The sequence below is a fragment of the Caldalkalibacillus mannanilyticus JCM 10596 genome (genome assembly GCF_000615945.1).
GTDB classification, from domain to species: Bacteria; Bacillota; Bacilli; order Caldalkalibacillales; family JCM-10596; genus Bacillus_AT; species Bacillus_AT mannanilyticus.
Genome location: NZ_BAMO01000014.1, coordinates 41,106 through 56,243 on the forward strand (window position 1 = coordinate 41,106; position 15,138 = coordinate 56,243).

At 40.1% G+C, this 15,138-nt stretch carries 19 protein-coding genes and 1 pseudogene; 11 read left to right on the forward strand and 9 right to left on the reverse strand.

Annotation, left to right across the window (positions count from 1 at the left end):
* From JCM10596_RS09700 to JCM10596_RS09725, 8 genes are all read right to left on the reverse strand, one after another.
* Positions 1–795 (reverse strand): ABC transporter permease, encoded by a 795-nt coding sequence (locus tag JCM10596_RS09700; RefSeq protein WP_025026964.1) that lies wholly within the window; start codon positions 793–795, stop codon positions 1–3.
* Positions 795–1,643 (reverse strand): ABC transporter permease, encoded by an 849-nt coding sequence (locus JCM10596_RS09705; protein WP_025026965.1) that lies wholly within the window; start codon positions 1,641–1,643, stop codon positions 795–797. Before JCM10596_RS09705 ends, JCM10596_RS09700 begins: the two co-directional genes overlap by 1 nt.
* Positions 1,640–2,626: an ABC transporter ATP-binding protein gene (locus JCM10596_RS09710; RefSeq protein WP_025026966.1), complete on the reverse strand. Its 987-nt coding sequence runs from the start codon at positions 2,624–2,626 to the stop codon at positions 1,640–1,642. Before JCM10596_RS09710 ends, JCM10596_RS09705 begins: the two co-directional genes overlap by 4 nt.
* Before the next feature lie 116 nt (positions 2,627–2,742).
* Positions 2,743–3,678, reverse strand: coding sequence for a DUF523 and DUF1722 domain-containing protein (locus JCM10596_RS09715; RefSeq protein ID WP_025026967.1), 936 nt, complete (start codon positions 3,676–3,678; stop codon positions 2,743–2,745).
* Between the two features lie 109 nt (positions 3,679–3,787).
* Positions 3,788–4,378, reverse strand: a complete 591-nt coding sequence (locus tag JCM10596_RS27720; RefSeq protein WP_051541254.1) for a type 1 glutamine amidotransferase family protein — start codon at positions 4,376–4,378, stop codon at positions 3,788–3,790.
* A 74-nt stretch (positions 4,379–4,452) separates the two neighbouring features.
* Positions 4,453–4,941 (reverse strand): DJ-1/PfpI family protein, encoded by a 489-nt coding sequence (locus JCM10596_RS27725; protein ID WP_051541255.1) that lies wholly within the window; start codon positions 4,939–4,941, stop codon positions 4,453–4,455.
* A gap of 11 nt (positions 4,942–4,952) precedes the next feature.
* On the reverse strand, positions 4,953–5,141 hold the full coding sequence (locus tag JCM10596_RS27730) for a hypothetical protein (RefSeq protein WP_051541256.1): 189 nt from the start codon (positions 5,139–5,141) through the stop codon (positions 4,953–4,955).
* Positions 5,142–5,315: 174 nt separating this feature from the next.
* On the reverse strand, positions 5,316–5,519 hold the full coding sequence (locus tag JCM10596_RS09725; protein ID WP_025026968.1) for a hypothetical protein: 204 nt from the start codon (positions 5,517–5,519) through the stop codon (positions 5,316–5,318).
* A gap of 173 nt (positions 5,520–5,692) precedes the next feature.
* Here JCM10596_RS09725 and JCM10596_RS09730 point away from each other — a divergent pair, with 173 nt between their 5' ends.
* The 10 genes and pseudogenes from JCM10596_RS09730 (at position 5,693) to bioC (ending at position 13,803) form a co-directional block, all read left to right on the forward strand.
* Positions 5,693–6,790, forward strand: coding sequence for a quinone-dependent dihydroorotate dehydrogenase (locus JCM10596_RS09730; RefSeq protein ID WP_025026969.1), 1,098 nt, complete (start codon positions 5,693–5,695; stop codon positions 6,788–6,790).
* A gap of 171 nt (positions 6,791–6,961) precedes the next feature.
* Positions 6,962–7,348 carry a GntR family transcriptional regulator gene (locus JCM10596_RS09735; protein WP_025026970.1) on the forward strand — a complete coding sequence of 129 codons (387 nt, stop codon included), beginning with the start codon at positions 6,962–6,964 and terminating at the stop codon, positions 7,346–7,348.
* Positions 7,341–8,045 carry an ABC transporter ATP-binding protein gene (locus JCM10596_RS09740; RefSeq protein ID WP_025026971.1) on the forward strand — a complete coding sequence of 235 codons (705 nt, stop codon included), beginning with the start codon at positions 7,341–7,343 and terminating at the stop codon, positions 8,043–8,045. The genes JCM10596_RS09735 and JCM10596_RS09740 overlap by 8 nt, the downstream gene beginning before the upstream one ends.
* Positions 8,042–8,806, forward strand: coding sequence for a hypothetical protein (locus JCM10596_RS09745; RefSeq protein WP_025026972.1), 765 nt, complete (start codon positions 8,042–8,044; stop codon positions 8,804–8,806). Before JCM10596_RS09740 ends, JCM10596_RS09745 begins: the two co-directional genes overlap by 4 nt.
* A gap of 236 nt (positions 8,807–9,042) precedes the next feature.
* Positions 9,043–10,244 (forward strand): annotated as a pseudogene (locus tag JCM10596_RS24790) (GTP-binding protein).
* 77 nt (positions 10,245–10,321) lie between these two features.
* A complete protein-coding gene (rpmG, locus tag JCM10596_RS09760) occupies positions 10,322–10,471 on the forward strand; it encodes a 50S ribosomal protein L33 (protein WP_025026973.1) in 150 nt (49 codons plus the stop codon).
* 47 nt (positions 10,472–10,518) lie between these two features.
* On the forward strand, positions 10,519–10,935 hold the full coding sequence (locus JCM10596_RS09765) for a hypothetical protein (RefSeq protein ID WP_025026974.1): 417 nt from the start codon (positions 10,519–10,521) through the stop codon (positions 10,933–10,935).
* A 94-nt stretch (positions 10,936–11,029) separates the two neighbouring features.
* Positions 11,030–12,103: an aminotransferase class I/II-fold pyridoxal phosphate-dependent enzyme gene (locus JCM10596_RS24795; RefSeq protein ID WP_369345618.1), complete on the forward strand. Its 1,074-nt coding sequence runs from the start codon at positions 11,030–11,032 to the stop codon at positions 12,101–12,103.
* A 145-nt stretch (positions 12,104–12,248) separates the two neighbouring features.
* On the forward strand, positions 12,249–13,001 hold the full coding sequence (locus JCM10596_RS09775; protein WP_025026975.1) for an alpha/beta fold hydrolase: 753 nt from the start codon (positions 12,249–12,251) through the stop codon (positions 12,999–13,001).
* Positions 12,994–13,803 (forward strand): malonyl-ACP O-methyltransferase BioC, encoded by an 810-nt coding sequence (gene bioC / locus JCM10596_RS24800; RefSeq protein ID WP_034681049.1) that lies wholly within the window; start codon positions 12,994–12,996, stop codon positions 13,801–13,803. Before JCM10596_RS09775 ends, bioC begins: the two co-directional genes overlap by 8 nt.
* A gap of 119 nt (positions 13,804–13,922) precedes the next feature.
* Here bioC and JCM10596_RS09785 read toward each other — a convergent pair whose 3' ends face one another.
* Positions 13,923–14,657, reverse strand: coding sequence for a DUF6612 family protein (locus tag JCM10596_RS09785; protein WP_148302554.1), 735 nt, complete (start codon positions 14,655–14,657; stop codon positions 13,923–13,925).
* Between the two features lie 163 nt (positions 14,658–14,820).
* Between JCM10596_RS09785 and JCM10596_RS09790 the strand changes: the two genes are divergently transcribed.
* Positions 14,821–15,135, forward strand: a complete 315-nt coding sequence (locus JCM10596_RS09790) for a YfhH family protein (RefSeq protein ID WP_025026977.1) — start codon at positions 14,821–14,823, stop codon at positions 15,133–15,135.
* Positions 15,136–15,138: the final 3 nt, after the last annotated feature.

Below are 15,138 nucleotides of genomic sequence, written 5' to 3' on the forward strand. Positions count from 1 at the left end.
TTAAAAATAAATATTAGAATCCTTATCCCCTTTTCGACGAATCATCTCAGCTAAGAAAACAAGAATAAAGGTAGCCATAATCAGTAGAGAGGCAATAGCATTTACTTCCGGAGTAATGCCTCGTTTGATCATCCCGTAAATATAGATAGGGAGGGTAGTAGCTCCAGGTCCTGCAACAAAAAAGCTTATCATAAAATCATCTAAAGATAAAGAAAAGGTGAGTAATAGACTAGCGACAATAGCAGGAGTCAGCATAGGAAGCGTCACATTCCAAAAGGTTTCAAAAGGGGTGGCTCCTAAATCCTGCGCAGCTTCTTCGAGATCTCTTCCCAGCCCTGCTAGACGTGTAGACAGGATGATGAAGACAAAGGGAATACAGAAAGTAATGTGTGTAATAATAATGGTTCCTTTGCCTAAGGGAATGGAGAGAAATGAAAACAGAAGAAGCAATGAGATTCCCATAATTAAATCAGGAACTAAAATCGTGAAAAAGAAAAGGCTGCTCCAGCCCTTTTTCCACTTAAAAGCATGCCGCTCAAAAGCAAGAGCAGCAAAGGTTCCAATAATTGTTGAAACAACCGCGGTAATACTAGCAATAGCCAAGCTGTTAAATAAAGCTTCAAGCACTTGTCTATTATCAAAAATAGAAATATACCATTCCAACGTAAAGCCTGTCCACGCGGCGTTAATTCTCGATTCATTGAAAGAGTATCCTATTATAATCAAAATAGGTAGATATAAAAAGATCATCATCAGAATAGAAAAGGGGAATAACCACTTTGGAATGCTTTTCATCATGACCTCCCCTCTGGAATATCATTGACCTTCATTGCTTTATAGAACAAGGCAATAAGAAGGAGCGATAGTCCCATCAACATAATGGAAGAGGCTGAGCCAAATGGCCAATCTCTAGCGGAAAGAAATTGATTTTGAATCAAATTCCCAAGTAAGACATTTTTCGCTCCACCCAATACATCAGGCACAACAAACATGCCAAAGGAGGAAACGAATACAAGAACACATCCATTAAGGATTCCTGGCTTCGTCAGTGGCAGCGTAATATTCCAAAAGGCTTTTCCTTCCGAAGCTCCAAGATCGGCTGCTGCATCTAAATGCTGCTGCTCTACTCGTTCAAAAGCAACATATAAAGGTAAAACCATAAAAGGAAGAAGGGTATAGACCATTCCTAGTAAAACAGCTCCCTGATGATAGAGCAGGTTCAGTGGAGTATCAATCCACCCAATAGATAATAGAAAGGTGTTGACGATCCCCTGAGAGCGTAAAATGATGATCCAAGCATAGGAACGAATCAAGAAGTTAATCCAAAACGGGAGCATCACTAAAATCAGCCAGATTGTTTTCTTCCCTTTTGGTAGACCTGAGATGTAATAAGAGAGAGGATAGGCTACGATTAGGGTAATCACAGTGGTCAGAATCGAGATGCTCAATGTTTCTAGAACAATGGAGAGATATAATGGTTCAAAGAAACGAATATAATTTTTTAGAGTAAATTCATAGACGATTTGTCCGTGAGCTCCTCTGGAGAGGAACGAAAACAGAACGATCACCATCATAGGAAGAAAGGCAAAGATAATCAACCATAATAGTGCGGGAGAAGCAAGTAATTTTCCCTTTTGTTTCAATGCAGTCTCACCTCATCCTTGGGCTCCCATGTCAAAATCACTTGATCTCCGGTCTTTAGGTTTTGATGGGGATGTTGAATACTGCTATAAGCAATAATAGGCTTCTCTTGGGCAGAAAAATCAACAAACAGCTTGAGCTGGTTGCCTGTAAAGATAATATCTTGCAGCTTCCCTTCTTTTTTAGGGGAAGCCGGTACAGCTCCATTGGTTACAATCCTGATATGTTCTGGGCGCACAGAAAAAATCTCGCTTCCTCTTTTGAGGATGTTGTTTTCTCCAATAAAGTGAGCGACAAATAAACTATTAGGTTGAAGATAAACTTCCTGCGGCGTTCCTATCTGTTCAATTCTTCCTTGATTAAGAATCACAATTCGGTCAGACATCGTCATCGCTTCTTCCTGATCATGGGTGACGTAGACAAACGTGATGCCCAGCCTTTTTTGCAGATTCTTCAGCTCTATCTGCAAATTTTTTCTTAACTGGTTATCTAAAGCAGTAAGAGGCTCATCAAGGAGGAGGACCTTAGGTTCGTTAATGATGGCTCTAGCTATCGCTACGCGCTGCTGTTGTCCCCCAGAGAGCTGCTTAGGAAACCTTTTGCGAAATTCTGATAACTCCGTATAGTCCAGAATTTCCTCAAGACGTTTCATTTGTTCCTTTTTAGAAATTTTCTTCATGCGCAATCCAAATAAAATGTTATCTTCCACATTCATATGGGGAAAGAGAGCATACTGCTGAAACACCATGTTCATATCCCTTTTGTAGGGAGGAAATGATGTGATTGGTTTATTAGCTAGGAGAATATCTCCTTGTGAAGGCTGCTCAAATCCAGCAATCATTCTTAATAAAGTAGTTTTTCCACAACCGCTGGGACCTAATAGGGTGATAAACTCCCCTTCTTCTATGGAAAGAGTGAGGGGATGAATCACCGTTTGTTCGTCATATTCTTTTGTTATATCTTTTAATTGTATAATTGGTGTCATTCGCTTTTCCCTTACTTCTGTTCATAATTTTTAGTGGTTCGTAAGACCAAACTTTTCAAACCAAAAATGTTTCTAGGGATACTATACTTGTTAGCGCCCCCTTTGTAAACATTATATTATACTAAATCTTGAGGAAAAGGTTCTAAGAGAGTTTGTTCTGCTAAATTCGCTTGGTTATAGCGAGTAATATAGGAGCGTAAAAGTGTGAGAGGAGTATGAAGAGGAACGATCCCCTGACGGTATTTTTCCCAGCATAGTAGAACCGCATCTTTCTCTTGTCTGTTTAACTCCTGTAAGTTTTTATCTATCAGATCCGTTATGGTTTGAATGAGATTGGAGAAGGAAGGGAGCTTCTGTAGGGAAAGAAACAACCATTTTTCAACTAATAAAATGAGCTGATCAAAAGAAGTATTTTGTGATGAAGCAAGGATTTGCTGCATCTCTTCTGTCTTGTTTCGATCATAGATTTGGAGCAGGTATATATTGTTTTTTAGGAATTGATTCAGCTGCTTCAGATCTTGTGTATGTTTTACCAGACGAAAAGAAGCTAGTAGATATAGTTTCGTTAAGAAATGATCTCGAATATGCTGTTGTTTGAGTCGTTGCTCATCTTCGACAGCGACATAAGGAAAAGAGCTAAGGACGGCTTGGGCATACAAACCATTCCCATAGCCAATAGGGGTTTGTTCATTTTGTTCTGAATATAATTTTACATCACCAATCCCACAGGAAGGTGAACGGCTTTTTAGAATAAAACCGTCTACTTCCATGAGAGAGTTCAGGTGCTTGAAAGCGAATTGATTCATCTCTTCTGTAAGATCTCGTCCAGTAGAAGGCTGAATTAACGTATATTGTTCCTTCATTTGTAAAACGCGTATAGGGTCTCTTGGAATACCAAGGCCAATTTCATACTCAGGGCATATAGGGATGAAATGAACGTGTTTTTGTAAGTTGCGAACAAAATCATCGTGAATCATTTGACCGTTATATCGACAAGCATCAAATTCTAAGCATTTGCTGACGACAATGATCGGGGTAACAAATTTGGGCATCACATTAAGGCTCCTTTTTCATGAAAGCATAGAAGGTACAAAACTAAGCTATTCTTATTTTATCCAATATGATGCCCCTATTTCAAATCTTTCCATGTGGGAGAGGTTCTTAAAATCCTCTGTTTTTTCGTAAACGTTTTTGAAAATAAACAAGAAGCACAAGAGAAGCACATCCTAATAAAAGAGGGATAGGGATGGCGAGGTAGGGATAGGGAGCACCTTCAAGCTTTAAGGTATCTGCTCTGTATTCCAACCGTTTTGCTGCGTATTCTGCTGTAAGCACATCGGTTTGCTGTGCCAAATCTTCTAAAGGAGCTTCTAAAACATAACGATCCGGCTCATGTGCATGTACATAGCTAAATTCAACAGAAGGATACTCGTTTTTCCAGAGTGAGATTGTTTCGTTAGTTAGCACATTTGCTTTTGTTCCAGAAAGCAGCATTCGCTCAATAGGCGGTGCATTCTCCAGTGTGTACCGAGGAAGCAATGTAAGACCGTTCTTGGTTTGGATGGGCGAAAGCTTCTCGGCAATGGTTAAGGTTTCCATCGTTCCTGATGCAGAATACGTATCGAAGATGGTGGCTAGAGCGAACTCATCCATCTGATTGTAGAGCAAGACGCCAACCTTTTGCTTGTTCCATCTATAGGCATTGTTAAGGAGATAGATGGTATCCTTCCACTGGAGCTTGAAAGGTTCCATGGAGGGATCTGTAACATAGTGCTGGTTAGGATAGTTGATGGATTGGGCTGTATGTTGTGCTATTTCTTCACCGGCTAATTGAGAAATAACATAGAGTGTCGCATCAACTCCAGAAGATAATCCGGCGGAAGAAACGATGGAGCTTCAACAACATAACGTTGATCACGGACCCAATGAACCTCGGGATATTTCTTCTCGAAGAGGATGACATCTCCCCAGTGTGAAGTGGCTTTCTTGTCATACAGTAGTCCTGTTTCTGCTAAGTTACCTGCACCTGCACAAATAGACAGGAGGATTGTCTGATCGCTTGAATGTTTCTGAATATAGTCAGAGATGGCTTGGTAATTTTCATGCTCCATGTTGAAAATAGCAGGAATGACAATCACTTCAGAACTACTTGCTAGAAGGGTATCCAACTCAGCAAATGTAAAGTGAGGCATCAGGTCTAATCCACCTGTTAACGTGGCAGCCCTCTTTTCTGGGGCTACTGCAAACACATTAAATTTCTGAGTGGAAGCAAATAATTCATAGGGAGCAAGAAAATCAATCACTTCTGTGGGCACATCATTTCCTACTAATATAGCCACAGTTGGCTTAGCGGGATCATAATGTGGGGGGCAATTTGATCAATAAGAGTATAGGTTGGCTGCCCTTGAGAGGACATGGCTAGATTCATTGATGAAATGATGCCAATAACACCTGCAAGGATCGGAAGAAAGAAAAAGGCAACGATATATATCAAACTACGAAACAATGATTTCAAGAAAATCTCCTCCATTTGAAATGTACTTTATTTTGAGTCTACTTTTTTTTCTGCTATGGATCATGTATCGAAGGTTGGTTTTTCCCCTATGTCTTTAGACGTAATGCAAGCACTAAAAAAGGTGACTTTTTGGGTCACCTTCTTTTCTATAAAAATATTGATGAAAAGTAGAAGTTATGTATCTAAGCGGCGTAATATTTCTTGTTGAAGGGCAACATATTTTTTAGCTAATTCTGGCGAAAGGGTAATGGCCGTTTTTTGCTTAGATTTTAAAACATCCATCAATACATCATGATATGTTTGCAGCAAATCATGCCCTTTCCAATCCACGTATTGTTGTCTTAGCCCTTCAACCTCTTTTTGAATCGTTTGTTCCATTGTGAAACCTCCTATAAATCATCTCTGTTTTTCTATGACCATTCATGTATATGTCGATGTTGTTAAAAATAGACCCCCTTTTGTTGTTTTGTGATCTACTGCACTATATAATGCCGAATAAGTATGCTAAGATAAAAACTAAAAAATGTGATACGAGTAGAGGAGTGGATCCAGTGCTGTATACTAAAATCGTAAAGCCCTACATGTTTAGAAAAGATCCTGAAGAGGCTCATCATCTGACAATCGGTTTGATGAAGCAGTTAGGGCGAAATCCAGTAGGACGAGCTATCTTGCATAATTTATATGGAGTACCTGAACATCCACCATTAGTTCAAGATTTATGGGGGGTTACGTTTCCAAATCCAGTTGGTCTGGCTGCTGGATTAGATAAAAATGGAGAAGCCATTCCTGGCTTATCTCAAATCGGGTTTGGCTATATCGAGATTGGTACATTAACTCCAAAGCCGCAGGAAGGCAACGAGCTTCCTCGCTTATTTCGACTTATTCCTGATCAAGCTCTGATTAACCGGATGGGATTTAATAACAAGGGAGTTGAAAAAGCAGCCGAAGAGCTCTCTCAGGTGAAGGTGAAGCCAATTCCTATAGGAGTTAATATAGGAAAGAACAAACTGACACCTAATGAACAGGCTGTGGAGGATTATCAAGCCTGTATTCGGGGCTTGTATCCATATGGAGATTATTTTGTGATTAATATAAGCTCTCCTAATACTCCTGGTCTGCGTAACCTACAGCATGGGGAAGAGCTAAAACAATTAATTACTGGAGTATTAGATGAAGTCAATGTGCAGGTCAAAGAGAAGAAGGTAAGCAAAAAACCTGTACTAGTGAAGCTAGCACCAGATCTGACACAGGAAGAATTGAAACAAATGGTGGAAAGCATTCTTGAAACAGAGATAGCCGGAATTATAGCAACCAATACGACTCTAAGCAGATCAGGGCTCCTTGATGTGAAGCGTGATGAAGCTGGCGGATTGAGTGGGCGACCTCTCACTCAGCGTTCAACAGAGGTAATAGCAGAAATTTACCGCTTAACTAAAGGGAAGCTTCCGATCATTGGAGTTGGAGGGATTTTTACTGGAGAGGATGCCTATGAAAAAATCTGTGCAGGAGCATCACTGGTTCAGATCTACTCTGGTTTAATCTATAAAGGACCTGAGGTGTTGAAGGAGATAAATCGTGACTTGTTAAAATGTTTAGAGGCAGATGGTCACACTCATATTCAAACTGCCATAGGTTCAAAAGTGAAATAGTTGGATGAAAAAGAAACGATTCTTACTGCCTAAACAGTATCCTATAGAGTAGACATTAAAAAAAGTCTACTTATAGGGTACTTTTTTTTCATTGACAATATATTTTGAATCAGTGCATTATTTAAGTAATACACTAAAACATTAATGCTTAGATCGTAGAGGAGGAACAGGATGTCAGTGTTTAATAATGCCCAACCCATCTATATGCAAATTATTGAACAATTTTATTATCAGATCTGTAGTAGTGAGATATTACCTGGAGAAAAGCTACCCTCAGTTCGTGAAACGGCGGTTCAATTTGGAGTGAACCCTAATACGGTTCAACGAGCTTATATGGAAATGGAGAGAAATGGGGTTATAGAAGCGAAAAGAGGGCAAGGGTCTTTTGTGACTGAAGACCTTACCTTGTTGAGGCAGCTGCGAGCCAATATGGCAGAGGAGCGGATGAATCAATTCGTGAACAATATGTATGAGTTGGGTTTTTCAGCAGAGGAAGTACTAAAACAGGTGACAGCCATATTGAACAATAGGAGCGGGGAGGATAGCTGGAATGAATGAGCATATTATCCAAATCCAAAATGTATCGAAAAAATATGGATTTAAAGAAGCACTGCTCCCCTTCGATTTAATGGTTCCCAAGGGGGGCATTGTTGGGCTCATAGGACCGAATGGAAGCGGAAAATCGACTTTACTAAAGATGATTGCTGGCTTAGTGCACCCAAGCACAGGCGAAATTATAGTAGATGGAACGCGTGTGAGAGATCGCTTAATTAATAGAAAAGTCGTTTATCTCTCAGAGGTTGATCATCTTTATCCCTTCTATAACGTAAAAGAAACGTTAGAATTTGCAAACATCGTCTTTCCAGATTTTGATGTGAAGAAAGCATTAGAAATCCAAAAGATGTTAAACCTTGACTCGTATACAAAGGTAAAGAGTTTATCCAAAGGAAACAAGGCACGCCTTAAGATCATTCTAGCCATGGCTAGGAAGGTGCCTGTCGTTCTGCTGGATGAACCTCTCTCTGGTTTAGATCCTCTAGTACGTGAGGACATCATTAAATTGATCGCTTCGTATGGCGGAACGACTGAGCAAACCATGATTATTTCCACGCACGAGGTGAGTGAGATTGAACCGATGCTAGATTATGTCATTCTGTTGAAATATAGCAAAATGGCTTACTTTGATAAGGTTGAAACATTACGAGAAGAGTATGGACAGAGTGTGCTCGATAAGCTTAAGGAGGTACTAGCATGAGAGCATGGTGGGGTTTAGTCGTGAAGGAGCTAAGAGATAATAGTAGCTTCACATGGATTGGAGTAGGATTTTTACTTCTTTATATCGTGGTTGGAATTATGCTAGCTCCGAAGGGAGGAGTATTATTTGTCGGTAGTGTGCTTATTTTTCTATTGCATCTTCTACTCATGGCAATGATCGTTATGATCTCGTTTTTAAAGGAGTGGAGAACGGGAAGTTCGCACTTTTGGTTAACGATTCCTATGAGAGGATTTTCTTTACTTACATCTAAATTCGTCGCTAGCTTTCTGCAAATTCTGCTGACGATGGCAATATCCCTAGTCGTCATGATCCTTATGTATCAGTTAGATGTACTCGCTAGCTATACTAGCATCGACCAATTCCATCAGGTGTTTCATACCAACTTTATGGAGCTGGTGCGTGAGTTTGGTTGGATTGTCCTTCTAGCGATTTTATTGACGACAATTTATCTGGCAAGTCTTTTCTTATTTGTAGCGGTGTGCTCCAAAGCAATGAGGAGAGGAGGATGGATCGTAGGGATTTTGGTATTGTTTTTTAAGTTCTATCTTCTAACTCTTTTTTCAGGTACGGCGGCTTATGCAACGCTTGCTCAGTGGGGACCTATCTTGAGTGAACAGCAAATTCAAGATTTATCTGATAAGTTTCACATAGAGCTTTCTAATCTGGAACAGAACAACTCGATTGATACTGGAGAAGGAGAGTGGAGTGTTGATTCAGGGGCGATGAGCCAGTTCTTTTAAGAGGTGGAGCAATGATGTTTTGGGGCGAGTGGATATGGAACTTTAGCTTAATCATTTTGATCCTTTATGCCTCAGGAGTCTTGTTGGATCGCCGTGTGGGAGTATGATAGCGATGCTCCTCTCTTGCTTTTAATCGTAATTATTATGAATTACTATTTGACTAATGAATAATAATCATTTAAAATCATTTACAAATAGTAATAATTATTATTTAAATAAGGCAAGAGGTGGATATATTGAATCAAAAGAAAATACCAGTGACAGTGCTAAGCGGATATTTGGGTTCAGGAAAAACAACGATTTTAAATCATGTCTTACAGAACCGAGAAGGACTCAGAGTAGCCGTCATTGTTAACGATCTAAGTGAGGTGAATATTGATGCAAACCTGATCAAAGATCAGGGAGCGTTATCCCGCACGGAAGAGAAGCTTGTGGAAATGTCTAACGGCTGTATTTGCTGTACTTTGCGCGAGGATTTATTAAGAGAGGTAGAACGTTTAGCAGGAGAAGGAAAATTTGACTACATCCTAATTGAGTCAACGGGAGTGGGAGAACCTGTCCCAGTCGCCCAAACCTTCTCTTACATTGATGAAGAACATGGCATTGACTTATCTTCACTTTGCCAGTTAGACTGTATGGTGACCGTAGTGGATGCCTATCGTTTTTGGCATGATTTCTCATCTGGAGAAAGTCTACTTGACCGTCAGGAAGCGGTTGGAGAAGAGGATACTCGGGATGTAGTAGACTTGCTCATTGATCAGATCGAGTTCTGTGATGTTCTGATTCTGAATAAAACCGATTTAGTTGAGGAGCAAGATTTGTATTACCTAGAAGGTGTTTTAAGGAAACTACAGCCAAGAGCCAAGCTTATTCGTGCGGCACAAGGCAAGTAGATCCAAGAGAAATTCTGAATACAGGATTATTTGATTTTGATCAAGCAAGCCAGTCAGCAGGGTGGTTGAAGGAACTGCAAAAAGAAGTTCATACTCCTGAAACGGACGAATATGGTATTTCTTCTTTTGTCTATCGTCAAAGACGTCCTTTTCATCCTGAGCGTTTGCAGCAGTGGCTGGAAGAGTGGCCGGAAGAGGTAGTAAGAGCAAAGGGAATTGTCTGGATTGCTTCTCGTAACCATATTGCCGGGAATATTAGTCAAGCAGGTCCTTCTATTCAGTTTGGTCCAGCTGGTTATTGGATTGATACATTGCCAGAAGCAGAAAAAAGAATGATGATTGATGAAAATCCAGAGGTCAAGAAGGATTGGGACGAACAATGGGGAGACCGCATAACAGAGGTTGTTTTCATTGGAATAGAGCTAGTGCCTGAGGAAATCATCTCTTCTTTAGACCTATGTCTTCTGACAGAGGAAGAAATGCAAGGCGATTGGAGTAAGCTTAAAGATCCGCTTCCTAAGTGGATCGAAACCGTTTCGGCATGATGAAAGATACTTGATGAAAAACAAATGAAAGACAAATGAAAACTATAAAAAAATGAAAATACACAGGAGGAAGAATCATGAGAGTAAACATTACCTTAGCATGTACAGAATCGGGAGACCGCAATTATATTACAACGAAAAATAAACGAACCAATCCAGAGCGTCTAGAGTTAAAAAAATATAGTCCGCGACTAAAAAAATATACGATTCATCGTGAAACGAAGTAAGGATGGGAGAGCTTTCTCGTCACAGCTCTGAGCGATGGAAAAGAAGGATGGAAGAAAGAAATAGCTGGCTTGAGGTGCCAAAGGTGAGCAAAAAGGCGAAGGTCGTCGTTAAGATGGGGGATACACTTGTCGATCAAGAGTTGTACCCTGCTTTGCTTATTTTGAATCAAATGGGGATTCAGACTGAATATTCTTGTGCAGGAGTAAGTGTATTAGATGAACCAGAAGATCATTCCCTGTATGCTTATGTGACGATCTTCGACTCTCCTCAGGCGCAAAGCTTTATCAGCTATATTCAAGAGAAAATGAGTCATCGTGTGCTGATTTCATTTGAACAAGAAAGAAACCGTTATGATCTTTCTTCATTTTTTATTCAGCATAATCGAAGCTTCTGCCATGCTCTTTATTTAATCGCTTCTCAGTTTCAAAAACAATATTTCCAAGAGAGAGTTCTCAATGCTTGAGTTGAGAGCCCTCTCTTTCTTTTTTCCTCCTATTCCAAGGATGAACGACTTATTGTACAATTTATGAGTATAAATAGAAGAGAGGGAGAGAGGAATGAGCCAAGTGAAGAAACCATTTACGGTATCAGAGAACTCACCCTCATGGATGAGTGAAATAGAGTCAGAGCTGTTCTCATTACGAGAGAAGGAATTACAACGAAGCCTAATAGTGACTGAGCAGGCTGCCGAAACGTGGATTGAACGAGAGGGAAAGAAGCTGTTAAACCTAGCCTCTAACAATTATTTGGGCTTAGCCAACAGGGAAGAACTAAAGCAGGGAGCGATTCAAGCCGTCGAATGGTATGGTGCAGGTTCAACCGCTTCTCGGCTCATTATAGGGAATCATCCTTTATATCAACAGGCAGAAGAGGCGCTGGTACAATGGAAGCAAGCCGAAGCAGGGCTGATTCTTAACTCAGGATATACAGCGAATATAGGCATTATTTCTGCCTTAATGGACAGAGAGGGTGTCGTGTTTAGTGATAAGATTAATCACGCCAGCATTGTGGACGGAATGATTCTAAGTCGTGCGGAAATAAAGAGGTATCGCCATAAGGATTTGGCTCAGTTAGAACAAATGTTAAGCAAAACGCCCATAACAAAACGTAAATTGATCGTGACCGATTCTGTATTTAGCATGGATGGGGACCTAGCTCCTTTAGCTGATCTTGTGCGCCTCAAAGAAAAATATAACGCCATTCTGATGGTAGACGAAGCCCATAGCAGTGGGATTTATGGCAGCAGAGGAGAAGGATTGACCCATCACTTGCAATTGCACAGGCAGATCGATATACAGATGGGGACATTCAGTAAGGCGATGGGGAGCTTTGGAGCTTATGTTGTAGGCTCCTCACGACTGATTGAGTACCTCGTAAATAAAATGAGAAGCTTTATTTTTACCACGGCACTTCCTCCTGCTGTACTTGGTTCAATTCTAGCCTCTATTTCTGTGGTACAGGAAGCGTCAATGGAACGTGAACAACTTCAAAAAAAGGCGCGTTATTTTCGTCAAGCACTTGAAAAGCTTGGATTCGCCCTTTGTGGCAGTGAAACACAGATCATACCGATTCTAGTGGGCTCCAATGATCGAACGATGGAATTTAGTCGTTTGCTTCAGACAGAAGCTTAGCCGCCATTGCTGTTCGTCCACCTACCGTTCCGGTCAATCAAGCCCGAATTCGGTTTACCGTGATGGCGACTCATCGCCAAGAAGAATTAGAGTCCGCTGTTGCTAAGATAGAAAAAATAGGTAGGAAGCTAGGGGTGATCTCCTGATGAAAAAGAAGCAAATGGTCCTTTTACCTGGCTGGGGAATGGAGCGCTCAATTTGGACTCCTGTCACTGAGCCTCTTAGGACTTCATACGACTGCTATATGGTAGATTGGAGAGGAATCTCTTCCACACAGGAGTTGCAAGAAAGAATCAAGCAAACCATTGAGTCGAATCAACTAGATACCTTCATCTTCTATGGCTGGTCTCTTGGCTCAATGCTGGCATTAGAAGCAACCAAAAACAAGTATCAGGAGAGAGTGGAGGCACTGATATTAGTAGGAGGGACGAGCTGTTTTGTGGCTGATGAACAAGGAGAGTATCTTTGGGGTTGGAGAAAGAGAGTCGTTGATCGAATGAAAAGAAGCCTGGATCGAAATCAAGAAGAAACATTACACAACTTTTACCAAGCTATGTTTTCTTCTGCTGAACGGAATGAGGGACATCTAGATGCTTTTAGAACTATGGTTCATGAATCTTTTCAGGGGGATCAGCCTGCTTCTCTGCAATATGGTTTAGATTATTTGAGTACGGTAGATTTGCGTAATGATCTTCAATATATAAAGACCCCTACGCTGCTTATTCATGGTGCAGAGGATACGATTTGTCCTTTAGGAGCGGCAGAATATATGAAACAATCTCTAGCTGGCGTTTGTGACTTGCATGTGTATCCACAGACAGGTCATGTCCCTTTCCTTACTCATACGCCAGATTTTATAGCGAAAGTAAAGAAATTTGTGGAGGTTTATGGTGATTAATAAACAGCTTGTGCAGAAGAGATTTAGTAAAAGTGCTGCAACCTATGATCAATATGCGCAGGTACAAAAGAAGATGGCGGATGATTTATTGAGGGAGTATGTCTTCAAGTCAATCAATCCTCTTACTGCAAAGAAAGAACTGACCATTTTGGAAATAGGCTGTGGAACAGGGTATTTAACAGAGAAATTAGGGCAAGCTTTTCCTCTCGCTCACATTACGGCTGTAGATCTTGCCCCTGGAATGATTGAAGTGGCTCGAACAAAATTGTCTAGCCCGAGGGTTCATTTTATCTGCGGTGATATTGAAGAAATGGAACTAGTAGCTTCATATGATTTAATTATTTCAAATGCTACATTCCAATGGTTTAATGATTTAGAGAATACGCTGCACAAACTCTACTCTCATCTATCAGAGGAAGGTAGTTTATGTTTTAGTACTTTTGGTGAGAGAACATTTCTAGAACTCCATACCTCATATCAGAAAGCAAAAGGGGAGCTAGGCATCTCGTCTTCTTCAGAACTTGGACAACGCTTTTGTTGTATACAGGAGCTTTATGCGTTTTTTTCGGATAAAGAAGAGAACATCCTTACACATGAAGGAGAGGAATATGAATATTTTCCTAGTGTGATTGATTTTTTTCACTCTGTCAAAAAGGTAGGGGCGAACAATAGTAACCAAGATGGGAGTATGTTAAACCGAAGACTTTTGCAAAAAATAATACAGTACTATGAACAGGAATACTCGTGTGCCAAAGGGATACGAGCCACCTACCATAGCCTTTTTTTCTGTATCAGAAAATGAGACAAAGAAATCGTAAGGGAAACATAAATACTACTAAAAAACCCGCTCTATCAAGTGGAGGAGAGAGTGATTTGCTCCTTCCTCACATGGAAAGCGGGTTTTCTAGTCTATTGTGGATCTTATTGCATTTCTACAGCGTTTTTAATTACGTCTTCAGGTACAACAATTTCAGCTACTTTGTTGTAGTTGTGTATTTTACCTTTGAGGGATTGTTTCATTTCCATTGTTTCTCCCTCAATTGTCATTGTCATGTCCATATCCATTTCTAGTTCTTTTTGATAGAATGTTTTGCTATCTAGAACGATTTTGTAATGGATTTTATTGATTTGCATTTGCTCAAGTGCATCACCCATCATACCACCAGCAAAGCTACCATCTAATTGATCATTTAATAGAGCTTTAAACTTTTCATCAGTAGAAGTAAGGGTAAGGATATAATTATCTCCTTCTTTAGTGAACGTAAAGTCATCAGCAAATTGTTGTAATTGCTCTAATTGTTTTGCTGGATCTTGTTGAGCAGCATTGGTCATTTGTAGAAGGTACTCCGACATTTCCTCAGGGAACTTCGTCCATTGCTGAGATTGAGCATCATAGAAATAGATTCCTTCTTCAGTAAAGTACATTTCCACTGGAGTTGTTTGTCCAGTCGTTAGGTCTTTCATTTCCATCTTTTGATACATTTTTAGAGGTTCGATAAACATATCTGCCTCACTTTTTGTTTCCATTTCCATGGTCATTTCCCCTGCGCTGAAGACAGAGTGCATATCCATTTCCATTGAGAAGCTTTTCACATCACTCATTGCTTCAATTGATTTTTCAAGAACTTCCTTGGCTTCAAGCTGTTCCTGGTACATCCTGTTAACAATACGGCGGTACAAAGTAAGACTAACATTAGAATTTTTTTCATAATTCTCCTCCTTTTCACACTGTAATATACGAGGGCCAGAAAAATTAGTTTCACTTTTTTCAAAAAAAGTGTATCCTTTTTATGAATATGACATAATTTCAGGTGATAATGTGAAGAGATATAGTGAAATGACACAGGAAGAATTGTTTAGAGAAATGCAGCATTTATTAGGTGAAAGTCGAAAAAAGCATCAGGCTGGTTTCATCTCTGAGGGAAATATTTTAGAACAAAAGTTTTTTATGGCTAAATCGTATACATTAGATCCACAATTCATTGAAATAGGAAAAGAATATACGGTAATAGGGGAAGATGAGGAAGTTTTTACCGTTTTATATCTGAACGGAGTGTTTGCCTGGGGGCGTTTTCCGGGCTCAACAGAAGACGTTGCCTTTCCTATTGGACGATTAGAGAAAAAAGAACACTAGGGA